We start from the raw sequence: 20,754 nt of genomic DNA on the forward strand, positions 1-20,754 counted from the left end.
AGATAAAATCCGGACCTCTCCCCTTCCACTTTTTTTATTTTTAAGCTACGTTTTATGGTTCCATATTATGGCTCTGGTTTATGTTTCCATTTTATAGCTATGTTTTATGGCTCTGCTTTATGGTTCCATTTTATAGCTATGCTTTATGGCTACGCTTTTTTCCACCGTATTTTTCTTAGACTTTTTAGATTTTTGTCAGATTCTGTTCATCTTCTTAAAGGTAAACACACTTTCCTTTTCATATCCTCAATTTCCCTGACAGCTACATTTACACCATAGACTGAAGACATCATCTTACTTGTTACAACGGTTTCAACCTTTCCTACGGCAACCAGTCTACCTCCAGACAGTGCTGCAGCCCTGTCACCTAACAGAAAAGCATGGTCTGGCATGTGTGTATTCATTACAATGGACATTCCAAGTGAAGCCAGTTTCTGGACAGTTTCCAGCACAAGGACCTGGTTTCCAAAATCAAGGTGAGAAGTTGGTTCGTCCAGCAAAAGCAAAGCAGGCTTCTGGACAAGAGCCCTGGCAATAAGCACCATTTGACTCTGTCCTCCACTGAGGTTAGCAACCGGCCTTTCTGCAAGATCAGAAATTCCCACCATTGCTAGCGATTCTTTTGCAAGTTTAATATCATCTGCACCAGGGGATGAGAACATGGAAAGATGAGGGGCACGGCCCATGACTACAAAATCCAGCACAGTAAATGGAAAAACCACTTCATTTTGCTGAGGTACATAACCTATATGCCTTGCAATTCCCCTTACCCCAAGAGAAGCTGTATTCTCTCCCTGAATAAAGACAGACCCGGCAGCGGGTTTGAGAATTCCTGCAATACATTTGATAAGTGTAGATTTTCCTGCTCCGTTTGGGCCCAGGATACACATGATCTCGCCTTTTTTTAACGAAAAAGATACATTTTCAAATACTGGCCTTTTTCCATAAGAGAAAGCAAGGGACTTTACTTCCAGCATCAGTTCCATCCCATACGCCCCTTCTTGATAAGATATGCAAACAGCGGAGCTCCTACAAGAGAAGTGAGGATTCCAAGGGGAATTTCTGTAGCTACAATAGTCCTTGAAAGGTCATCCACAACCAGCATAAACGATGCTCCAATAACCATGCTCATAGGCAGGAGGCGGCTATAATTGGGACCGACGATCATTCTTGATATATGGGGCACAACCAGCCCGACCCAGCCAATGACACCGCTGATACTGACTGCTGCTGAAGTTACAAGGGTCGCACAAACAATGATGACCAGGCGCATTTTTTCCACGTCCATCCCAAGAGCTTTAGCTTCCTCATCCCCCAGGGACAAAATATTGATGCGCCACCTGAAAAGAAGCAAGACGAGAGTCCCAATAAATATAGGCAATAATATGTAGAGCAGATCACCGTACCTGACAGTGGCAAGGCTTCCCATAAGCCAGAATACTATTGCAGGAAGTTGATCATAAGGATCTGCTACATACTTTGCCAGCGACGTAAGCGCCGTGAAAATAGAGCTCACAATAATTCCCGAAAGCACGAATACCAGAGTTCCAGTACCTTTGCTGACTTTACCCATACTTATGGCAATAAACATCGCAAGGAGTCCGAAAGCAAAAGCCATCAACTGTATAATCAGATAATTGTTCCAGAGCAATATTGCAAGGCATGCTCCAAAACCAGCTCCTGACCCCACTCCCAGGATATAAGGAGACACAAGTGGATTACGAAATATTCCCTGGAAAGAGGCTCCAGCTATGGAAAGAGCTGCACCTACCAGTAAAGCTGCAAGTATCCTCGGTAACCTTACATTGAACAGTACTGTGTGTTGAGTGGAAACCGAAGCAGGAGTGCCGAAAAAAAGAGATGAAAAAGCACTAATGCTTTCATCCGCAACTGCCGACAGTGGAGTCTGATATCTTCCGACAAAAAGGGAGATTACGAGTAATGCGATAGGTAACAGGTACACCAGAGTAGTGCGATTAAACTTGTAATCAGGCATGAGTATACCTCATAACATGCCTGAGCCAGATACCGGAGGAAGGTCTGTGAAATGACCTGTTAGGTTTTGCTTCCTCAAAAGGTATACCGTAAAACCGTAGATAAAACTCATCTGCTTCCTTTTTCAGGTCGATTGCTGAGCTTCCTGGGTTCAGTTTGTCTGCTATGTACATGAGTCCCAGTATCCAGCGAGGGTTTCCGAAATCCCAGGACGGTGGGATTTCATAGACCCGGTGCTCTTTTACCGCATCTGCATATATGCCGTATTGCTGGCACAGTCCATAAAACTCATCTATAGGTCGAGAAAGGAAACCTGAAATAAAAATTGTCTCAGGGTTCTGTTCATTTATAAAAGAAGGAGAAACATTTACCCCGGGTTTGCCTTCTTTTTGAATCTGTTTATTGATACTGACTCCCCCGGAAAATGTCACAAGGTTGTTTTCCATTCTCCCGGCGTTCAGAGCAAAAAGAGGAGAACCCATACAATAATACACCTTATGACCGCTATTTTCCGCTGCAAGAGATTTGACAAGTTCCAGGCGTTCACGGATAAAAGAAATAAGTTCTTCTCCTTTTTCCGACTCATTTGCCTTCTCAGCAACAAGCCTGACAAATTCAAGGTAGGAATATGGTTGTTGTATCATATGATGTATTTGACTCAGGTTTTCGGGATTGGAGACCTTTACCCAGATTTCGATTACCCTGTGGTCGTCCAGTATTCCCAGGCATGTAAGTACTGCATGGACCATACTGAAAGCCCGGCTTATCCTGTAACCACCCATGAAGCCCTCTTCGTTGAAGCTTTCAGTTGCAGTTGTCCCTTTAACCGGAGTATTTTTACCACAAGTGCAGGTGTAATTTATCCAGGGTTTTAGAGGTTTGGAACCCATGGGCCCGTAAAACTCCCTTTCTGCAAGAAGACTACCGCATTCAGGACAGTACGTGTTTAATGATTCCGTACCTGGAGAATTGAAAAGATAGGCATAGTCTACATGCTCCCGCAGAGAGGCACACAGGCTCTCGGCTTCTCCAATAGAGGGTTCAAGCTCAATCGGGGCATCCCCAAAAGGAATGAATCTCATTACCTGAACCGGAATGGTGGGGGAGATATTAGACAATGTTTTTGCAACATTTATTACGTCGTCCTCATTTCCCCTTGAGTATACGACCGAAGTTTCAACATGCACACCCAGGTCGAAAAGCCGGGAAATATTGCGGAAAACAGGTGCAGAGGATGGAACTCCACAGTTTATGTAACTCTGATCAGAATAGCCTTTAATTCCGATATTCATGAAATCTACAAGCTTTCCAAGCTCCTCAAGTGTCTCATCTGTGAAATAACAGTTAGTAGAACAGCCTGCAAGTAAACCTTTTTCTTTTGCCTGTAATGCAAGTTCCCTGAAAAGATAATAGTTTGCAGCAGGCTCATTGAGTGTAGAAACTACACCAAGGCATTCCTGCTGCAATGCCTTTTCCACCACCTGAGACGGGGTAAGCGCAGGAAGGTCAAGCGATTTCCCTGAAGCTAACAGGCGAGCTACGCAGCCTGAACACTGGAAGTTGCATCCGGTACTGAAAACCTGAAGGAATTTACCTGAGGGATAATAGTGAAGTAAGGGAATGGTTTCTATAGAAACAGGATATGCTCCAAGATATCCTATATCAGGGTCTTGGATGATAGTATCACCATCACATACGTAGTTCCCGCACCTTCCCCTGCTCCATTCATCGATTTCACACCTGAATTCACACACATTGCACTTCATTTTTAACCTTCCTTGCTTAATACCATCCAGAACCCAGAGTCATCCTGAACTACATGACAGGGAACCTCTGTCTGCCTTCCAGCTTCCTTTATAGCCTGAAGGTTTTCAGGACTGAGACGTTCTTTTGAACTTGTATGCCAGTCCGGATCTATTTCGACCATTTTTTCAGAGATCTGTGCTCTCAACTCTTTTGTGCCGAAGCCACCTCCTACCCATGCCTGACCACCCGGAGCAAGAACGCGAGAGATCTCATTAAAGGCAACAGGCAGGTCATTCCAGAAAAATACGGAACCACGGCTTACTATGAGGTCGGCACAATTATTCCTGAAAGGGAGCAGGTGTACATCAGACTGCACAGGAGAAACTTTACCTGAAATGCAATGGCGTAAAGCTTTGTTTCTTGAAAGCCTGCACATCTCAGTTGAAATATCGACTCCATATACCTGCATATCCGTTATTTCCGCAACAGCAATTCCGAGGGATGCTATACCGCATCCCAGGTCAAGGCATATACCTTTCTCTATCCCGCTTTGCTTGACAATATTAGCGGCTATTACAGGGTAGATGGGGGCAAAGATATTCTCTGCGATATAGGGAAAGCCCGGAGATTTGTCCTTCTCGCTCACGTCTTGGCCTCTGCTGAAGGGTTAAGTAGTGTATCAAGTTCTTTATCTGTTAGATCATAGTGGAAGAATTCCGAGTAGAACTCACGGGTCAGTTCGGAGAGGTCCATATCTGTGAAAAGATCAGGATACAGCATTTTTGAAGTCCAGGCAGTTCCGAGAATAAGGTGAGGACCCTGTGGCCTGTCAATCCAGCAGAAAGGATTCTGAGGAGCAAGGTACACTCTTTTATTTTTCACAGCATCTACACTTGACCAGAGAGAATCAGAGTAAACTGTCGAATAGAACTGTGGATTTGAAGTGATGATTACCTCAGGGTTCCAGTTCATAACCTGTTCGATTGAAACCTGCGTCATGCCATTCCCTGGCGTAAGCTGACAGTCTGCAACGTTAATGCCACCGCAGATATCAATGACCTGGGAGTGCTGAGAACCTGAAGGATCGGTCATTAGCCCTTTTGGACCTTCCGCATAATAGACACGTACTTTCTGGCCTTCAGGAAGGTCTTTTACAGTGTTATTTATCTCACTAAGGACTGAACTGCGGAAATCAATCAGTTTTTGCGCCTGGTCTTCACAGTTAAGAAGTTTACCCACATATTGTATGGTAGGATCGGATTTGTTGACGAAGATAATAGAATCATTAACAGCCACTACAGGAATGCTTCCAAAATTTTCCTGTCTGCGCTCTATAGCCTCATGGATTTCCCCATCAGTGGTGTATCCTTCAATTACAATGTCAGGATGCATGTTGATTATAGTTTCATAGTTCCCGGTCTGTGTTCCGAACCAGCCCCCTATTACAGGCAGGTTTGAATAGTTTTCAGCCATGAAAGGTTGAGTAAAATTATTTTTGAAGTTCCACCCTGCAAGTTTGTCCGGAGCAAGCATATACACGAGGATGGTAGACGGCGGAGAAGTGGCTACAACTGAAGAGATTTCCGTTGGCACGGTTAACTGCCTGCCCAACATGTCGGTGATCTGTATCGTGCTTGAGTTTTGAACATCCTGCTGATTCGCATTTTCTGCACATCCACAGAATGCAACAGCCAGAACCAGAATAGAGAGTAGTAGTATTGTACTTATTTTTCCACGCATAGAAATACCTGACCGACTTTTATAGTTTAATCGTTATGTTTGCATGAACATAATGTTATAAATATATATTCTTACATGTGGAAACTGGAAAAACGCTCTTGAACACGCTTTTTACAAAGTTTCTTCGATTTCACGGCCGACTGATAGTTTTCAGCATGTTTGCTATATCAGTTGATTGTTTTCATGGCAGATTAATAGGAAAACGGTAACCTATTTCCTATTACTATCTATATATAAGTTTGCGTTTAACGATTTATAGATTACTCAGCCCACTTTCCGCAGAAAAAGTGTAGCATATTTATAATCGTTTCTGTTATCGATTTTTAATTTAACACGACTTTATTGGATTTCTGTGCAGGAGTTAAAAATAGCGAGATGGCCATGTTTAAGACGGTTAACAGTTCGATGCTGTTGATTTTTCAGTTCAACTGCGTAAGTCCTATAGACATCACCAAAATCACAGTTATGTCTTTTTCACACAATGAATATCGTCATAAGACGCTGAATTAAAACAAAAAACAACTATAGATTGGCTTATTACTGGACTCATTATAAGACGGGAAAAGAAAATTGAGAATTACTTTGCTATTCTTCATTTCGCGTGTTCATGGATTGCATTTAGAGCAGCAAGACTTTTTGGATAGGTTCTAAGCGAATCAGCAGGATTCGCAAGTTATTTATAATAAATCGCATATGAGTAATTTGATGGTGAATAGAGTTAAACGCAGGGTATCGTGCCTTCCAAAAGCCACATATTATAAACCCAGGAAGGCTTCTCTCTGCGATCTCGAAATTATTAACTTATCCATAGGAGAGCTTGAAGCTATCCGCCTTTGCGATCTCATTCACGTTGATCAGAACGAGGCCGCAGATATGATGGGTATCTCCAGAAAAACCTTCTGGAATGATCTGCAAAAGGCCCGACAGAAAGTGACTGATGCCCTTGTAAATGGAAAAGCAATAGAGATCTCCGGAGGAGAGTATATAAATAAAGGGGAGTGTAAAGTCGAATTCCTCTGCAGCGGGTGTGAGTATAGATGGGAATTACAGTGCAATACTGAGCGCCCAGCTAGCTGTCCAAAATGCGGCTCCGAAATCGTTTATCAAGTAGGCGGCAACGGAAGAGGAAATAATTTCATTGAGAACGATTACTGCTGCTCCAAAAGCAAGGGGAAAACAGCAGCGTTAAACGTTAAAGCAGGAAGTGTGAAAAGTGACAAAAATTGCTATACCATCGATGAATGACAGTGGATTGGAATCTGACGTTTGTTATCATTATGGTTCATGTGAATATTTTACTATCGTGGATGTAAAAGAGAAAGATATTGAAAGTGTTAAAACAATAAGTAACCTGTCTCCTGAGATCGAGCATAATTGCGCTGCTCCGTCAAAAATTTTGGAATCAAATAATGTTAATGCTGTGCTCGTCGCGGGTATTGGCGGAAGGCCGTTAATGTCACTGGCGGAAAAGAACATCAAAGTATTTGCAGGAATAACGGGTAAGGTTTCCAATGCAGTTGAAGACTATAATAATGGATTGTTGCAAGAAATATCTATGAACGGCACCTGTAATTGTTCTCATCACTAAACTACTTAATTAACAATGCTTGAATTGGGGCTTGAATCAGAGCTATCTAAAGAGGTGAAACCGTAAGCCGACAAGAAACCAATTACTTAATTGACCTTATTCTGACAACTTTATTTTTTATTGTTGCAGGTACAGGTTTAGTTATGTATTTTTTAATACCTTCAGGAATTCCAAGAGGACAATATATAGTATATATGGGATTAACGAAAGCTACCTGGATTTGGATACACAGCAAAGCAGGGATCTTGATAGTTATTCTTATAGTTGTCCATCTTATCCTGCATGGTCAATGGATTCTATGTACCACAAAGAGATTTTTCAGAATAGGAAAGAAAAACGCTGTTTGTGAGACTAATACAGTGACTGATAAAGTCCGATAAGAAAATTTTTCAAAGAGAATTTAAAAGTCGGAGTTGAGAGAATGGATATTAAAGAAATAAACAGATACGGGCAAGAACTTGTAGACTGTCTGAAACTGAAAACGTCTCCTGTTGCAGTAAAGCTGATCCCAAAAGGAGGAGAAGTTCCCGAAGGAATGAAAGAAGTAGATGAGACTATGAGGCACTGCCAGCTGGTTGATAGGGTTAGAAGAACAGGTGAAGAGTTCTACACCCTTGGGGAAGACCAGATGTGCAAAGGCGGAGCCGGTGCAATGGGCCTTGGCGAAATGCCCCCAAAAGTCGCAAGTGGAGAATTTTATTTTAATAAACTCAAACAGTTCAGCACCCAGGGCGCTGCAAGGCGTACCCTTGAAAGAGTTCCAAAGCTTCCCCCAAACTCAACAGAAGCTATCCTGTATTCTCCTCTGGAAAAAGCAACGTTTATCCCTGATGTTGTTGTGGTTATCGGTTATCCTAAACAAATAATGTTACTTACACAGGCTGCAATGTATAAAGCAGGCGGCAGGGTCGAAGCAAGTTTTGCAGGAAAGCAGAGCCTGTGCTCAGACGGGGTTGTGAATGTATACAAAGAAGGCAAAATTGGAGTCACAGTCGGTTGCAGCGGCAGCAGGACATACACCAAAATCGCAGACGAAGAAATGATTATGGGAATTCCCATCGAACTTCTGGCTGATGTAGCCGCTGGCCTCAAAGAAATTTGTCCGAAGTAAGTTTCGAAAAGAGTATCTTCAGGTTTATAGAGTTCGCTGAAATCACAAACTCCACAACCTGAGTGAATAATCGGATACATTTTGTTTGTTTCATCATCTTGGAGCGGATCTAGATAGGTTTTCCACAAACCTATCTAACCTTCAAGTAAATAACTGTCACAAAATAATTTTTGTTCTGATTAGTAAAATAAATAAGATTCTGTATTTGAGAGATTCAGCAAATAAAATAAGATTCTGTTTTTAAGAGATTCAGCAAATAAAATAAGATTCTGTTTTTGAGAAAGTCAGTAAATAAAATAAGATTCTGTTTTTGAGAGATACAGTAAATAAAATAAGATTTTGTATTTGAGAGATTCAGTAAATAAAATAAGATTCTGTTTTTGAGAAAGTCAGTAAATAAAAATGTTATATGGCCATGAGGTATATTATAAAAGGAAAAGAGGTTAATTAATCACTATTAAGTAACTTTTCTGGTTACACATATCAATTTTTGCCTATTTTGGGAGAAAATTTGCTTCTATTTTGTGACTTGAACTAAAATGAAGTCTTTTTGGAGTTATTAACTCTCAAAAGGTACAAGATACACGCCATCTGCTCTTTTTTGCCCTTTTAACAGCTCACAATGCCTCAGAATAGCAAACTGGTTCTCGGTTTCCAGAAGGGATATTTGAAACTTTTTTGCAATTTCTTCCTTTTTTACCCCACCACTGGAGACGATAAATTCATAGATGGCTTTTTGTAATTCAGTCAGGCCCTCTGTACCTTCAAGCCCGGCCTCCTTTCTGAAGGCTTTCTTGGAATAAGCTGCCCAGGGATCACAGACCTGAATCTTATGGTGAGCTTCTATGAAACAATCTTCACAGAAAACCTTGCCTTCCTCTTCTATACAATCTTCTTTTTCCATTTCACGCCCACAAATGTGGCATTTGACAGGATTGGTTATCTCTTCAGTCAATTTTTCACCTCATTTTTTCAAACGTTCAATTCATCCAGAATTGTAAGAACCACCACAGATCCATATGCTACTGCAGGCCCGCCAGCCATTACTATGGCAGTACTGACAGCCTCCATAATCTCTTCACGGGTAGCTCCCAGGTTTACAGCCTCCGGAACATGCTTCCACAGGCAGGGTTCACAGCGAAGGGCAACTGCAATCCCTACCATCATCAGCTCTTTTGTCCTGGCGCTTAAAGCCCCGTCTTTGACGACTTCGGAATGAAGTCCCATTACAGCGTTCATCACTCCCGGGAGTTCCCCGGCCATTTCTTTCATCCTTTCATTCATCTCGGTTTTATCCATCAACCACTCACCTCAGTATGCTTCAGAGTACACACATACACTGCATAAGAAATTCAAGAGTCAAAAGGCACCATATACATTTCTTCTCCCATTTTTCTCCACTTCAAAAGCTCGCAGTGCCGCAATATTGCAAGCTGGTTCATTGTTTCCTGAAGGGTGAGTCCAAAAAGCTTCGAGATCTTTTCGGGGGTTGCTCCTCCTTCTTCCAGGATAAATTCATAGATCTCTTTTTGCAGTTCGGTCAGTCCGTCTGTCCCTTCAAATCCGTGCTGTTTTCGGAAGAGTTTTTTAGAACGCACTGCCACAGGGTCTGCAAACTTTATTTTCTGGTGCCCTTCCAGATAACAGTCCTCACACGTCGGCCTTCCGTTTTCTTTGACATATTCACTTCCCGGGATATTCTTTCCGCACCCCTGACACGTTACAAAGTAAGCTACAGATTCGTCAATTTCTCTGTTTCCGGCTTTATTCGTATTTATAAGGCCGTGAAACTCCAGATAACCTACTATTTCGTAAACTGTCGACCTTGATAACCCATATCCGGCTTTTGCTTTTTTTATAACGTCTCGAATATGGAATCCACGCTCGATTTGGACTTCTTTAATGCATTCAAGGACTCCAATTTCTTCTTCATCCAGCACAAGCATCATTACAATCTCCGGAGCCAGAACCCATTCAGATTCAGTCTTATAAAGTAACGTTATAAAGGGGGACTAAGATCCCGACCAGCTCCAAAAACTGGACCTTAAAACGAGCTTTTACACTGAACTTTTTTCTATATCCATCAAATCAGATTTTAGAACAGTGTTATTCCCATAAGTCAGTTTCTCTATCTATTTAATGTTAATAGTATATAATGATTACGATATATTTATATATAAAAATTAGATTTCCGAAAAGAAAGAATGGTCAAAGAAGGAAGTCCTGTTCACACCGGAAACTATATATGTGAAATTCATGATAATGTTATTTGTATATTGGTGTGTTTTACACTAAGATGTAAATATCATCTATATAAGTAAAACACATATTGAAAGATTCCCGCCGCATAACATTGACATTTCAATTATATCCACACTCCAGTTACACCGGCGAATATCATAAAACAGTGATCATAATGTCCAGAAACAAATACGGGCGACATATCCCTGCATTTATATTACTGTTCCTTGCAAAGGAACCCGCCTACGGATCTCTCTTGCTCAACAAAATGGAAGAAGAGCTGCCTTTCAATCTAATCGATGGGCCTTCCCTTTATAGGTCTCTTCAGGATCTGGAAAAAGAAGGGGCTGTTGAGTCCTACTGGGACACATCAGAACCCGGGCCTGCTAAAAAGTGGTATAGGATAAGCCCGAAAGGGATGGAAAAACTGGAGGAGTTCCGGCAGGACATAGAAATGAGAAAGAAAAACCTGGAATATTTCCTCAACGCATTCAGGAAACTGTGAACCCTGGTTACTCAAAAATAATAAGTTCATCCTGAAATTAAAAAACTCTCCTGGAATTCAAAAAATGGACATGAGATTCAAAAAAAGGATATGAAATTCAAAAAAAGGATATGAAATTCAAAAAAAGGATATGAAATTCAAAAAAATGGACATGAAATTCTTTGAATAACAGGCGCAAAGAAATGAAAGCACCTGAAAGTACTTTCATGCCAAATAAAATATCCCTTGAATTAAAAAATGGAAAAAATGTGGTGGTCCCCTGAGTGGTATAATTCTTTACGCCCTGGCTTTTATTTTTTTGGTCTTTTCCTTTTTCAAAGACCGGAAAAAAACGAAAATAGCTATCCTCAAAGCCTGTAAATCCTTCTCATCCCTTCTGCCGGAGGTTCTCTCAATTATGATGTTTGTGGGAATTTCTCTGGCAATCCTGAGCCCGGAAACGATCTCAAGACTGATTGGAGCGGAGTCCGGCCCATTCGGGATTGCAGTTGCCCTGATTGCAGGATCGGTTACCCTTATCCCCAGTTTTGTTACTTTCCCTCTGGGAGCTGCCCTTCTTAAAGATGGGGCAGGGTATGCCCAGATTGCTGCTTTTGTCTCCACTCTTATGGCTGTTGGAGTTATGACCCTTCCTGTGGAAATAAAATATTTCAACAGATACACGGCAGTCCTCAGGAACATCTCGGCACTTCTGGTGTCCATAATTTTTACGGTCGTAATCTGGAGGCTTATGTGATGATAAGCAATGAAAACAATGCCATGAACCCCGGAATCTCCACCATGTTGAAGAAGTACAGGTTTGCGATAGGTCTTGCTCTTGTAATTGCAGCCATATATTTTACAAACAGGTCAGTTGGAACAGAAGCCTTTGGCATATCCGTTTCGAATACAAAAGAAATGCTCAGCCTTCTCCCTCCGGTTTTCATCCTTGTGGGGCTGCTGGACGTCTGGGTCCCGAAGGAGACAATCATTCGAGACATGGGAGAAGATTCCGGCTGGAAAGGAATACTTATGGCTCTTTTCCTGGGATCCGCAGCTGCAGGCCCTCTCTATGTCGCTTTCCCTATTACGGCTCTCCTCCTGAGAAAGAGAGCAAGGCTGGCATACATATTGTTTTTCTTGGGAGTCTGGTCCACCACAAAGCTCCCCATCTTACTTTATGAAATCTCATATATGGGACTAAAGTTCACAGCAATCCATGCAGCCGTTGGGCTCCCTTTTTTCCTGTTGTTCTCAATAATAATCGAAAAGGTGATGCCGGAAGATTCCAGAGAATCCCTGTACAGGAAAGCCGAAATGGAGTTGCCCTGAAGAAAGTCATACCCTGCACTCGCACCCTCTTTCTTTCAGGATCTGAACCTGTTTGTCATAGGAATCTACAAACTCATCCTGCACAGCTTTTCCTGTAGCAAGAGCAGGATCAAGAGGGGTATGATGTTTATAACCCCTTTCAGTCATTTCCCTGACAAGCGCTTCGTGCCGCAGATAAAGAGCTTTTAGCTTTCCTTTCCATCGAAGGGTCTCGGGGTGGTGGGCATAAGCTTTCTTGTTATTGGTGATTATAGACCATAGAGCATGTAACTCACGGTGTTCCCCTAGAAGGTGCTGCCTGCACATTTTCTCAGGAGGTATGTCCCAGATTCTCATAAGATGAATTCCTGGCACATATAAGAAAGGGTTTTCGGAGATGGAGAAAAGTTTACTTAATCTAAAAATTAAAACCCATGTTCTGCGTCTGATTCTTTATTCTTATACATATTTACATACTATTTGAGAAAATATAGTCCATGAGACAGGGCATCCTCTGGTATTCTGGAATTTTTCTGCTGGTTATTATATTGGTTATTATATCCTTTTTATCCGCTCCTGCGTTTGCCCACGTGCCGGTCTTCGGGGGGGACGGGAAAAGTCCCGAAGCAGCAATCCATATTGAAGACCCTTCGAAATCAAGGGTGCTTTACGGAGAGCTTGCTTCAGGAGATCTTCGGTATTACAGTTTTAATGTGGAGAAAGGAGAGAGAATAGTACTCGGCCTCACTATTCCCGTTGAAGATGGACATAAGGGTTTTACCCCGAGCCTGATTCTTATCGGACCAGGACTTACGGACGAAGAAAAAATATCCGAGAAATTAGAAGTCCCCGAAAGATACGGTGCAAAAGTGCTTTCCTACAGCCTGCCTGAAAGCCCTGTATATGAGGGATTTACTCCAAGTGCCTTTTACTCACTTGTTAAGCTCGATATCAAAGCTCCGGAAAGTGGAACATATTACGTTGCAGTAGGTGCAATACAGAAAGCAGGTTCGAGAAAAGGAGAAGATGAAATACAGGAAAAAGGTTTGCAGGAAAGAGAAATCCCAGGAGAAGGAAATTATGGGCTAATTCTGGGATACAGAGAAACCTTTACCTTGAGAGAATGGGTATCTGTACCCCTGAGCCAGATAAAGATTTATCGTTGGGAGGGGCAGGGACTGTTTTTGATCTCTACTCCACTTGTGCTAACTCTTGCAGCCGGGCTTCTAGCAATTTTCTTAAAAAGAGAGTCTGTAGTCGGGTTTAATCCTGCACGCATTTCAGGAATACTTGCAGGCTTCTTCTTTCTTGGCACAGGAATGTCATATATATTTCAGATGTTGATCTCACTGAGTAAAAGTTCATTTTCCTCAGAAGTTTTTATTACTTTCATTCTGATTTTTGCCAGTATAGGACTTGGAGTTATTGCAATAGCCTTAAGCCTCAAAGATGAAAGCTACGGCACTGGGTTCGCAAGAAAACGGCTTTACTTCTCTGGTCTGGGAATAGCTGGGCTTCTGTTCTGGGCAGGGTTGTTCATTGGGCCTCTTCTGGCATTTGAAGCTGCAATATTACCCTGGAAGCGCAAATGATAAAGTTTAAACTCGAAAAATAATTTATTTAATGAGATCATCCCAAAACCGATTTTATCATATCCTCTTCAAAGTGTACGAATAAAAGCAGTAATATATTTTCAACCGAATAATGTTTTATCCCAAAATTATTTCGCTTTTTAAACATCTTTTATTACAGTTGTATATCGTATACAGATGACACATTATTTTACTTAAACTTTGAATTTGTTTCATTTTACGCAATCATTTCACAATACCAAAATGAAATTGGAATTTATTCAACATTTAACCTTTTGCGTCTCCTGCGATTGTATTATGAATTAGACTTCCAAATGGTTGTAAGTCTGCGAAATCATTTCAGGATACAACAAATTCGCATCCAATTTGATTTCATTAGTAACTAATATATACATTAAAAATGTATAAAGATCAAATTATTTTCATAATGTAACTAATTCAAACATAGTACTTCTAGAATAATTCTCTGAGAACAGTTATAGTCACTCCTGTAATTGTTGCAACAAAAATTTCATCGTATCTCATTTGAGCAGTTGCATTATTTAGCCTCGTGACTATATCTGAGAATAGTTGTTCGAGAATAGTTATCCGAGAATAGTTATCCGAGAATAGTTATCCGAGAATAGTTCAACATATGAAAAAAGGCTAGACCGAAACAGCCTCTGGTCTAGTCTGCCACCAAACAGATACGGTAAACCTGTATGCTAGCTTTCCGAATTCGATTATGGCTTTTTTAAATACACAAAAAGTAGCACGTTTTACTAATCTTAAGAGATCTCCAAAAGAAAAAGAGACATAACGAGACATAATATATGAATTCAAAAAAATCAAGATTATGGACTAACGATTTTGTAGTCATTTTCGTTGAAAATTTTATAGCTGCTTTAAGTTTTTACTTATTGATGATAGTCATATCTGGATATGCGATGGGTAAATTTAATTCATCACCAGGTGAAGCGGGCTTTTCTGCCAGCATATTCATAATTGGCGGACTTATCGCACGTCTGTTTGTCGGAAAATGGATCGGACAACTCGGTCATAAGAAGACCCTTTACGCGGGAGTTATTTTAAGCTTAATTATGACGCTATTATATTTTAGGATTAATAATATTTTTCTTCTGTTTACTGTCCGCTTTCTTCATGGCATGGGATTTGGCATTACTACTACAGCAACGGCTACAATAGTTGCAAATATTATTCCTATGGAGAGGAAGGGTGAAGGGATTGCCTATTTCGGATTAAGTCAGATACTCGCAACCGCTATCGGCCCCTTTTTAGGTATGTTCATTAGCCAGCACGGCAGTTTCGTCATGATTTTTGCTACATGTGCAGTTGCCTCAGCAATCAGTCTTGTGATTCTGCCATTTTTATCACCCTTACATAAAATGGAATTAACAAAAGAACAGCTTGAGAAAATGAAGGGATTCAAATTTAACAACTTCTTTGAACCCAGTGTAATTCCAATTTCAGTTGTTTGTATGTTTATTTTCAGCTGTTATTCGAGTGTTGTGTCCTTCCTTGAAGTGTATTCCAAGGAAATTCATCTCGTGTATGCAGCCAGCTTCTTTTTCATAGTATATGCCGCAGTAATTTTAGTTTCGAGGCCGATTATTGGTCGACTGTTTGACTCCAAAGGTGAAAATGCAATCATGTACCCGGCAATTCTGATATTTACGGCTGGAATGATATTGTTTAGCCAAACTCATCACAGTTATACAATTTTGTTAGCTGCAGCTTTGATAGGGCTTGGATTTGGAGCTATACAGTCCAGTACTCAGGCCATTTCTGTTAAAATAACTCCACAACACCGTATGGGATTGGCGAATTCAACCTATTTTGCGTTTTCAGACATCGGAATGGGAATTGGGCCTTTGATGGTTGGATTTATCATTCCTTTTACTGGTTACAGAGGAATATACATGCTCATGGCAGTTTTTGCGGTGGTGTGCCTGCTATTGTATTATTTATTACATGGGAAAAAAGCTATGCGCAGCAAAGGTGTTGGACATTTCTAAATAGTGCCTGAAAGAAAATATAAACCTAAAAATCTACGAAACCTAAAAATCTACGATTGTAATCTCAAATTAGTTTCATCCGTTATTAATTCTTAACTAACTTATTCCAAAGCAAACTTTCCGGTGTTATAAAATGGAGGATAAAATCATGGCAGATCCAAGAGAAATTCTCGGTTCGATCGCCATCATCTACCGGAGCCATCTAGCTTGTATGGCAAAAGAATTCGAAGCTTACAGGATCGGAAGCGGACAATTTGATTTTTTTAATGGTTTTATACATCAAGGATGGCATATCGCAGGAAATTCTTGCAAAAACGCTTAAAGTTAGCAAAGCAACAAGTACAAGATCGATCAAGAGCCTGGAAAAAGAAGGTTACGTGTACAGACAAAGAGATAAAAATGACCTTCGGGCTTACAGGGTTTATCTAACTGAAGAAGGAAAGGAAGTAAGAAAGGTGATTCTGGAAAAATTGGTTTTTTTTGCCGATATGCTCCTTTCGGATTTCACACTTGAAGAAAGAGAACTTCTCAGGCGGTTGATTCGTAAGGCTTCATTTAAATTTCATGAATCGGAATTCAAGCTCCTTATTTTTGACAGGCTGATCGATGAATAAGCGCGATAAGAAGTTAGTGGATTTGTTCTATTATCATCGACTATCTGTTATAGCAAGGATGATCTGATTTTCAAATAATCTCCGTACCTCTTGTTATCTTAAAATAGGTCTTTATGAATACTGATAGATATGAAAATGCAGATTGGCGGAAAAGCTGTGGACGCCTGCAGCGGCGAATTTTTTGATATCATAAACCCGGCAACAGGTGAACTTATTGACCGGGTCCCAAAAGGCACTGAAGATGATGCGGCAATAGCCGTTGAGTCGGCATCGTCAGCTTTTAATGGCTGGGCTTCCACGTCTCCACAGCAAAGAGCCAGGATTCTTTACACAGCTTCGGGAATTGTAAGACAGAGACAGGATGAACTTGCCTTCCTGCTTACTCGGGAACAGGGTAAACCTCTTGCCGAATCTAAAAACGAGATAGAAGGTTTTGCACATGTCCTTGAGTATTATTGCGGGCTTGCAAGCAGTTTTCACGGAGATTTTGTTCCAGTTCATCAAAATGGATACGCTTTTACTGTAAAGAAGCCTCTAGGAGTCTGTACAGCCATAATTCCCTGGAATATGCCTGCACTTATTATGGCATGGAAAATAGGCCCTGCTCTGATCTCAGGAAATACACTTGTCCTGAAACCTGCAAGCAATACCCCTCTTACTAACCTTACCCTGGCTTCTATCCTCAGCGAGGCAGGGCTTCCTCCAGGTGTGCTCAATATCGTTACAGGCCCTGGTGAGGTTGTGGGAGAAAGCCTGGTTAAGAGCCCGAAGGTTAAAAAAATCTCCTTTACCGGAGAAGCGAGAACAGGGAAACGTATAGCCGAACTTGCAGCCGGCGGGATGAAAAGAGTAACCCTTGAGCTAGGGGGAAGTGATCCCATGCTGGTCTGTGATGATGCTGACCTTGAAGCTGCAGTCGCAGGAGCCTTAAGGGGAAGATTTTACAATTGTGGGCAGGCCTGTACTGCTGTAAAGAGGCTTTTTGTTTTTGAATCCGTAGCAGAAAGATTCATAAAAAAGCTTGAAGCAGGCGTCCGAAATTTAAGGGTTGGAAACGGGCTGCATGAAAACGTTGATATGGGACCCCTTAACAACCGCAGGCAATGGGAATATATAAAAGAGCTTGTCGCAGACGTCGAAGAAAAGGATGAGGGCAGGATAATTACAGGAGGCAGAGTTCCAGAAGTTAGCACCTGCAGTAAGGGATATTTTTTCGAGCCTACGCTTATTGTAGATGTTCCCAGGGAATCCAGGCTTCTGAAAGAAGAAGTATTCGGCCCTGTCCTGCCTGTAGGCCAGGTAAAAGACCTTGATGAAGCAATTGAAGAATCCAATAACACCTGCTATGGGCTTGGCGCCTCTATATGGACAAAAAACCTAGATAAAGCTCGTGCAGGATGCGAACAGTTGAATGCAGGAATTGTCTGGCTTAATCAGCACCTTAAGGTTGCTCCTGAAGTTCCTTTTGGGGGTACCAAGGAGAGTGGGATTGGAAGAGAAAACGGGCCTGATGCTCTTTCTGAATATCTTGATCTGAAAACAATAATGCTAAAAATCTAAAACAGTAATGCTGAAATCTAAAGTAGTACTGCTAAAAACTTGATATACTCAGTAAAAAAGGCTTCAAGAAAGCCATGACATTCAAGACTGATAAAATAAAGATTTTTCGATGAGCCAGTTAACATGTAGCTCATCGGACCTTTTTCTGAAAAACCGTATCAATAAATTATAAAATTTATTGAATCATAAAATTTATTTTTTCTGATATTTGGGCAGAAGTTGCATAAATTCGGAAGCTTCCATAACCGGCACGCTGTCAATTACGCAAACATCCGACCATGGCAAGTTGAAAGCTCCATAAGCTTCGGCACTTTCGGCTTCGTAAAGGATGTAATAGCGATTTCCGGAAAGGTCAACCCACTGGTTAATGATATCGATTCCTTCTGGAATCTCCAGTTTCTTAAAATGCTCAAGGATCTTATCGCGGTTCGAAGGGTCCCAGGTACTAACGTCCATGAATAACATCTTTTACCACTCCTCTTATTTTATGCTGCCAATACCCCTTCCCGGAAGCCAGGGCAGCTTTTTACAGCATCCGGGATCTCTTTTGAGAGCAAAGCTCAAGGGAAAACAAGTATATTCTCCTATGCCATCTCCACAAATGCGGATTTGACCAGCAAGCCCCCAAATGCCGACTAACGGCAGAAGTCCAGATTTTTTAGAGTTTTACTGTCTTTTCCTAATTCATCATTGCTTAAATCCCCATAAATGATAAATCCGAAAGGACAGGTAATCATGCAGAACTTCTTTCTGCACGCAGATACAGACAATATATTATCATCCCTTAGCCTATATAATAGTTAGTCCTAAAAGACTATATTAAGTCAGGGGACTTCATCAGGTGCACAAAACTTTTAATGAAAATACAGGAAATGAAAAACATAGGAAATGAAAAACATAGGAAATGAAAAACATAGGAAATAAAAACATAGGAAATAAAAACACAGGGGGCAGGTTTCTCAGTCAAGCCAGCAAACCTCGCACTTTTCTTCTTTTTTCGTGAAGAATTTTGCAGCTTCAAACCCGGCTTTTACAGAGCCGTTCATGCTTCTTTCCGGATAATTGGTTGATGAGAACATTCCTGCCAGGTAAAGTCCGGATGGGCCTGGCGCAAACGGCAGAACCTTTTCAAGGTACCCCTGTTCATATACAGGTGCAGTATCCATTCTTCGGAAGAGTTTCGTCCAGTGGATATCGTTTCTTGAGAAATCAGGAAACATATTTTCCAGGCCATTCAGGTAAGAATCCAGAACTTCGTCTTCCGTCTTCAGCCAGAGAGCATCGTTTTCATCCTGGAAATAGGAGGTTACATAAACGAGGTGTTCTCCATAGTCCTCAAAAGGCATAAAATTGGTGTGCTCAATTACGGCTCCAAAAGGCACGTCAGCCTTTATGTTCAACCAGTAATTCCCATCTTTCATAAGCCCTTTCTCAAGTCCTATGAGGGCACACGCAGTTCCTTGATACCAAATATCCTGCAGGGTCGCGTGAAGTGTCCCAAGTTTGCCTTTCGTAAGGATATCCAGTACTCGGGGTTCAACAGTTGAAATCACCGCATCGCAGGGTATGAAATCCCCGTTTGCCATCACTCCCTGCACTGTATTGTCTTTGATTATGATTTCCTTTACTGCTTCATTCTGTAAGATCCGGCCTCCCTTTGCAGTGATTTCCTTTGCCAGAGCTTCTATAAGAGAATTAAAACCTCCTCTCAGGTACCCCAGTTTTTCTCCTTCTTTTCCCCTATCTGACCTTATTTTCACACGCCCTATAAGCCAGGCTGCAGAAACGTTTTCAGCATTTTCACCGAATTTGCTTTTCATGAGAGGAGCAAAAAAGTTTTCGTATACGGATTGTCCCGCAGTGTCAAGAATCCAGGTTTTTGCCTTTATTCTGTCGTAGGAAGTCGTATCATTTATTAGCTTTATTCTGAGCACCAGCAGCCCAAGTTTTACCAGATCAGTAAAAGAAAGAGGTTTAAACCTTGAAATTTCAGCAGGGGTATTCATGGGATAGTTTTTACCGTCTACAAAATAGGCGTTTTTTCCCTTAAGCCACAACATTTGACCTTCAAGCCCCAATTCTCTTATCATGTCAAGAAGTTCCGAATCACTCCTGAATATGTGGTGATAATATTTCTCTATAAAGTACTTCTTTCCAGCAAAATCCTGACAATAACTTGCAGCCATCCCCCCGATTTCCGCATCTTTTTCAAAAATAACAATCTCATTCGATTTGCAAAGCTTATACCCGGCTGACAGTCCTGCGAGCCCACTTCCTACTATTACGATTTTCATACCCAACTTTTCCCTTATCTGTTACTTTTAAACAGAATCTTAATGCCCCTTAAGAAATCAAACAGATTTCAAACAGATTTCAAACAGATTTCAAACAGATCCCAAACAGATTTCAAACAGATCCCAAACAGATTTCAAACAGATCCCAAACAGATTTCAAACAGATTTCAAACCCCGATCTTAATATAAAAAATGCTAAAGTTTTATATCTCTTTTTCCACAAAAGTTCTTATACAATAGTTCTTTGAAAACCCCTTAACCCATCGATGGATTTTACCACATACATACTTTGAAAACCCCTTACCCTGTCGATGGGCTTTACCACTATATATCCTTTGAAACTTATATTAGATAAACAGATATATTATAGTCGAGGACCAAAATTTCGTCACCAATCTGAAGTAAAAGGTTAACCACGAAAATCACGGAAACCACAGAAAAGGAAATATGGGTCCAATTCTTC

The 20,754-nt window shown here is 41.1% G+C and carries 23 protein-coding genes and 1 pseudogene; 13 read left to right on the forward strand and 11 right to left on the reverse strand.

The genetic code is table 11. The features are described 5' to 3' along the window. Window positions 1-206 precede the first annotated feature (206 nt). The 5 genes from MSVAZ_RS15590 to MSVAZ_RS15610 are packed head-to-tail and all read right to left on the reverse strand — an operon-like array spanning window position 207 to window position 5,481. Entirely contained in the window at window positions 207-986 is a 780-nt protein-coding gene (locus tag MSVAZ_RS15590; protein ID WP_048122460.1) for an ABC transporter ATP-binding protein, read from the reverse strand. Beyond that, window positions 977-1,996 (reverse strand): FecCD family ABC transporter permease, encoded by a 1,020-nt coding sequence (locus tag MSVAZ_RS15595; RefSeq protein WP_048122462.1) that lies wholly within the window; start codon window positions 1,994-1,996, stop codon window positions 977-979. The genes MSVAZ_RS15590 and MSVAZ_RS15595 overlap by 10 nt, the downstream gene beginning before the upstream one ends. After that, window positions 1,989-3,761 carry a radical SAM protein gene (locus tag MSVAZ_RS15600; protein WP_048122464.1) on the reverse strand — a complete coding sequence of 591 codons (1,773 nt, stop codon included), beginning with the start codon at window positions 3,759-3,761 and terminating at the stop codon, window positions 1,989-1,991. Before MSVAZ_RS15600 ends, MSVAZ_RS15595 begins: the two co-directional genes overlap by 8 nt. 2 nt (window positions 3,762-3,763) lie before the next feature. Next, window positions 3,764-4,387, reverse strand: coding sequence for a class I SAM-dependent methyltransferase (locus MSVAZ_RS15605; RefSeq protein WP_048122470.1), 624 nt, complete (start codon window positions 4,385-4,387; stop codon window positions 3,764-3,766). After that, on the reverse strand, window positions 4,384-5,481 hold the full coding sequence (locus MSVAZ_RS15610; protein ID WP_048122472.1) for an iron ABC transporter substrate-binding protein: 1,098 nt from the start codon (window positions 5,479-5,481) through the stop codon (window positions 4,384-4,386). Before MSVAZ_RS15610 ends, MSVAZ_RS15605 begins: the two co-directional genes overlap by 4 nt. Window positions 5,482-6,026: 545 nt before the next feature. Between MSVAZ_RS15610 and MSVAZ_RS20580 the strand changes: the two are divergent. The 5 genes and pseudogenes from MSVAZ_RS20580 to MSVAZ_RS15630 all read left to right on the forward strand — a co-directional run. Next, a pseudogene (locus MSVAZ_RS20580) lies at window positions 6,027-6,125 on the forward strand (IS5/IS1182 family transposase); the annotation flags it as partial. 61 nt (window positions 6,126-6,186) lie between these two features. Then, window positions 6,187-6,726 carry a DUF134 domain-containing protein gene (locus MSVAZ_RS21880; RefSeq protein WP_048122475.1) on the forward strand — a complete coding sequence of 180 codons (540 nt, stop codon included), beginning with the start codon at window positions 6,187-6,189 and terminating at the stop codon, window positions 6,724-6,726. Then, window positions 6,719-7,069 (forward strand): NifB/NifX family molybdenum-iron cluster-binding protein, encoded by a 351-nt coding sequence (locus tag MSVAZ_RS15620; RefSeq protein WP_048122477.1) that lies wholly within the window; start codon window positions 6,719-6,721, stop codon window positions 7,067-7,069. Before MSVAZ_RS21880 ends, MSVAZ_RS15620 begins: the two co-directional genes overlap by 8 nt. A gap of 98 nt (window positions 7,070-7,167) precedes the next feature. Next, window positions 7,168-7,449 carry a DUF4405 domain-containing protein gene (locus MSVAZ_RS15625; protein ID WP_269746830.1) on the forward strand — a complete coding sequence of 94 codons (282 nt, stop codon included), beginning with the start codon at window positions 7,168-7,170 and terminating at the stop codon, window positions 7,447-7,449. A 41-nt stretch (window positions 7,450-7,490) separates the two neighbouring features. Beyond that, window positions 7,491-8,180 carry a DUF169 domain-containing protein gene (locus tag MSVAZ_RS15630; RefSeq protein ID WP_048122481.1) on the forward strand — a complete coding sequence of 230 codons (690 nt, stop codon included), beginning with the start codon at window positions 7,491-7,493 and terminating at the stop codon, window positions 8,178-8,180. Window positions 8,181-8,739: 559 nt separating this feature from the next. On the opposite strand, the gene MSVAZ_RS15635 is transcribed toward MSVAZ_RS15630, so the two are convergent. Genes MSVAZ_RS15635 through MSVAZ_RS15645 form a run of 3 tightly spaced genes read right to left on the reverse strand, consistent with a single transcriptional unit; the run spans window position 8,740 to window position 10,129 of the window. Continuing rightward, window positions 8,740-9,135 (reverse strand): LIM domain-containing protein, encoded by a 396-nt coding sequence (locus tag MSVAZ_RS15635; RefSeq protein WP_052728005.1) that lies wholly within the window; start codon window positions 9,133-9,135, stop codon window positions 8,740-8,742. Between the two features lie 17 nt (window positions 9,136-9,152). After that, window positions 9,153-9,479 (reverse strand): carboxymuconolactone decarboxylase family protein, encoded by a 327-nt coding sequence (locus MSVAZ_RS15640; protein WP_229394511.1) that lies wholly within the window; start codon window positions 9,477-9,479, stop codon window positions 9,153-9,155. Window positions 9,480-9,532: 53 nt separating this feature from the next. After that, a complete protein-coding gene (locus MSVAZ_RS15645; protein WP_048122483.1) occupies window positions 9,533-10,129 on the reverse strand; it encodes a B-box zinc finger protein in 597 nt (198 codons plus the stop codon). Between the two features lie 467 nt (window positions 10,130-10,596). Here MSVAZ_RS15645 and MSVAZ_RS15650 point away from each other — a divergent pair, with 467 nt between their 5' ends. The 3 genes from MSVAZ_RS15650 to MSVAZ_RS15660 all read left to right on the forward strand — a co-directional run bounded on the left by MSVAZ_RS15650 (window position 10,597) and on the right by MSVAZ_RS15660 (window position 12,237). Then, window positions 10,597-10,926, forward strand: coding sequence for a PadR family transcriptional regulator (locus tag MSVAZ_RS15650; RefSeq protein WP_048122484.1), 330 nt, complete (start codon window positions 10,597-10,599; stop codon window positions 10,924-10,926). 298 nt (window positions 10,927-11,224) lie between these two features. Continuing rightward, window positions 11,225-11,662, forward strand: a complete 438-nt coding sequence (locus MSVAZ_RS15655; protein ID WP_232316129.1) for a permease — start codon at window positions 11,225-11,227, stop codon at window positions 11,660-11,662. Next, window positions 11,662-12,237 carry a permease gene (locus MSVAZ_RS15660; RefSeq protein WP_198146757.1) on the forward strand — a complete coding sequence of 192 codons (576 nt, stop codon included), beginning with the start codon at window positions 11,662-11,664 and terminating at the stop codon, window positions 12,235-12,237. The genes MSVAZ_RS15655 and MSVAZ_RS15660 overlap by 1 nt, the downstream gene beginning before the upstream one ends. A gap of 6 nt (window positions 12,238-12,243) precedes the next feature. Here the strand turns inward: MSVAZ_RS15660 and MSVAZ_RS15665 are convergent, their stop codons facing one another. Next, complete coding sequence (locus tag MSVAZ_RS15665; RefSeq protein ID WP_048122486.1) at window positions 12,244-12,573, reverse strand: pyrimidine dimer DNA glycosylase/endonuclease V; 330 nt, start codon at window positions 12,571-12,573, stop codon at window positions 12,244-12,246. Window positions 12,574-12,713: 140 nt separating this feature from the next. Between MSVAZ_RS15665 and MSVAZ_RS15670 the strand changes: the two genes are divergently transcribed. From MSVAZ_RS15670 to MSVAZ_RS15685, 5 genes are all read left to right on the forward strand, one after another. Further along, window positions 12,714-13,808, forward strand: a complete 1,095-nt coding sequence (locus tag MSVAZ_RS15670; protein ID WP_048122487.1) for a hypothetical protein — start codon at window positions 12,714-12,716, stop codon at window positions 13,806-13,808. A gap of 812 nt (window positions 13,809-14,620) precedes the next feature. Then, on the forward strand, window positions 14,621-15,823 hold the full coding sequence (locus MSVAZ_RS15675; RefSeq protein WP_048122489.1) for an MFS transporter: 1,203 nt from the start codon (window positions 14,621-14,623) through the stop codon (window positions 15,821-15,823). 148 nt (window positions 15,824-15,971) lie between these two features. After that, the gene (locus tag MSVAZ_RS21395; RefSeq protein ID WP_232316130.1) at window positions 15,972-16,145 is read left to right on the forward strand and encodes a hypothetical protein; all 174 of its coding nucleotides are present in this window, start codon (window positions 15,972-15,974) and stop codon (window positions 16,143-16,145) included. Continuing rightward, window positions 16,090-16,437: a MarR family winged helix-turn-helix transcriptional regulator gene (locus tag MSVAZ_RS15680; protein WP_232316131.1), complete on the forward strand. Its 348-nt coding sequence runs from the start codon at window positions 16,090-16,092 to the stop codon at window positions 16,435-16,437. The genes MSVAZ_RS21395 and MSVAZ_RS15680 overlap by 56 nt, the downstream gene beginning before the upstream one ends. Before the next feature lie 129 nt (window positions 16,438-16,566). Beyond that, entirely contained in the window at window positions 16,567-17,997 is a 1,431-nt protein-coding gene (locus MSVAZ_RS15685) for an aldehyde dehydrogenase family protein (RefSeq protein WP_232316132.1), read from the forward strand. Between the two features lie 192 nt (window positions 17,998-18,189). On the opposite strand, the gene MSVAZ_RS15690 is transcribed toward MSVAZ_RS15685, so the two are convergent. Together MSVAZ_RS15690 and MSVAZ_RS15695 are read right to left on the reverse strand one after the other, a co-directional pair. Continuing rightward, complete coding sequence (locus tag MSVAZ_RS15690) at window positions 18,190-18,462, reverse strand: DUF3303 domain-containing protein (protein ID WP_011305536.1); 273 nt, start codon at window positions 18,460-18,462, stop codon at window positions 18,190-18,192. Between the two features lie 494 nt (window positions 18,463-18,956). After that, window positions 18,957-20,291, reverse strand: a complete 1,335-nt coding sequence (locus MSVAZ_RS15695; RefSeq protein WP_048122493.1) for an NAD(P)/FAD-dependent oxidoreductase — start codon at window positions 20,289-20,291, stop codon at window positions 18,957-18,959. Window positions 20,292-20,754: the final 463 nt, after the last annotated feature.

The sequence above is a fragment of the Methanosarcina vacuolata Z-761 genome (assembly GCF_000969905.1).
Classification (GTDB): domain Archaea; phylum Halobacteriota; class Methanosarcinia; order Methanosarcinales; family Methanosarcinaceae; genus Methanosarcina; species Methanosarcina vacuolata.

What these genes read in the sequence shown, in the direction of transcription:
- MSVAZ_RS15590 (WP_048122460.1), bottom strand. Translation starts at nt 986, where the DNA reads ATGGAACTGATGCTGGAAGTAAAGTCCCTTGCTTTCTCTTATGGAAAA.
- MSVAZ_RS15595 (WP_048122462.1), bottom strand. Translation starts at nt 1,996, where the DNA reads ATGCCTGATTACAAGTTTAATCGCACTACTCTGGTGTACCTGTTACCT.
- MSVAZ_RS15600 (WP_048122464.1), bottom strand. Translation starts at nt 3,761, where the DNA reads ATGAAGTGCAATGTGTGTGAATTCAGGTGTGAAATCGATGAATGGAGC.
- MSVAZ_RS15610 (WP_048122472.1), bottom strand. Translation starts at nt 5,481, where the DNA reads ATGCGTGGAAAAATAAGTACAATACTACTACTCTCTATTCTGGTTCTG.
- MSVAZ_RS21880 (WP_048122475.1), top strand. Translation starts at nt 6,187, where the DNA reads ATGGTGAATAGAGTTAAACGCAGGGTATCGTGCCTTCCAAAAGCCACA.
- MSVAZ_RS15620 (WP_048122477.1), top strand. Translation starts at nt 6,719, where the DNA reads ATGAATGACAGTGGATTGGAATCTGACGTTTGTTATCATTATGGTTCA.
- MSVAZ_RS15630 (WP_048122481.1), top strand. Translation starts at nt 7,491, where the DNA reads ATGGATATTAAAGAAATAAACAGATACGGGCAAGAACTTGTAGACTGT.
- MSVAZ_RS15640 (WP_229394511.1), bottom strand. Translation starts at nt 9,479, where the DNA reads ATGGATAAAACCGAGATGAATGAAAGGATGAAAGAAATGGCCGGGGAA.
- MSVAZ_RS15645 (WP_048122483.1), bottom strand. Translation starts at nt 10,129, where the DNA reads ATGATGCTTGTGCTGGATGAAGAAGAAATTGGAGTCCTTGAATGCATT.
- MSVAZ_RS15650 (WP_048122484.1), top strand. Translation starts at nt 10,597, where the DNA reads ATGTCCAGAAACAAATACGGGCGACATATCCCTGCATTTATATTACTG.
- MSVAZ_RS15660 (WP_198146757.1), top strand. Translation starts at nt 11,662, where the DNA reads ATGATAAGCAATGAAAACAATGCCATGAACCCCGGAATCTCCACCATG.
- MSVAZ_RS15665 (WP_048122486.1), bottom strand. Translation starts at nt 12,573, where the DNA reads ATGAGAATCTGGGACATACCTCCTGAGAAAATGTGCAGGCAGCACCTT.
- MSVAZ_RS15670 (WP_048122487.1), top strand. Translation starts at nt 12,714, where the DNA reads ATGAGACAGGGCATCCTCTGGTATTCTGGAATTTTTCTGCTGGTTATT.
- MSVAZ_RS15675 (WP_048122489.1), top strand. Translation starts at nt 14,621, where the DNA reads ATGAATTCAAAAAAATCAAGATTATGGACTAACGATTTTGTAGTCATT.
- MSVAZ_RS21395 (WP_232316130.1), top strand. Translation starts at nt 15,972, where the DNA reads ATGGCAGATCCAAGAGAAATTCTCGGTTCGATCGCCATCATCTACCGG.
- MSVAZ_RS15680 (WP_232316131.1), top strand. Translation starts at nt 16,090, where the DNA reads ATGGTTTTATACATCAAGGATGGCATATCGCAGGAAATTCTTGCAAAA.
- MSVAZ_RS15685 (WP_232316132.1), top strand. Translation starts at nt 16,567, where the DNA reads ATGAAAATGCAGATTGGCGGAAAAGCTGTGGACGCCTGCAGCGGCGAA.
- MSVAZ_RS15690 (WP_011305536.1), bottom strand. Translation starts at nt 18,462, where the DNA reads ATGTTATTCATGGACGTTAGTACCTGGGACCCTTCGAACCGCGATAAG.
- MSVAZ_RS15695 (WP_048122493.1), bottom strand. Translation starts at nt 20,291, where the DNA reads ATGAAAATCGTAATAGTAGGAAGTGGGCTCGCAGGACTGTCAGCCGGG.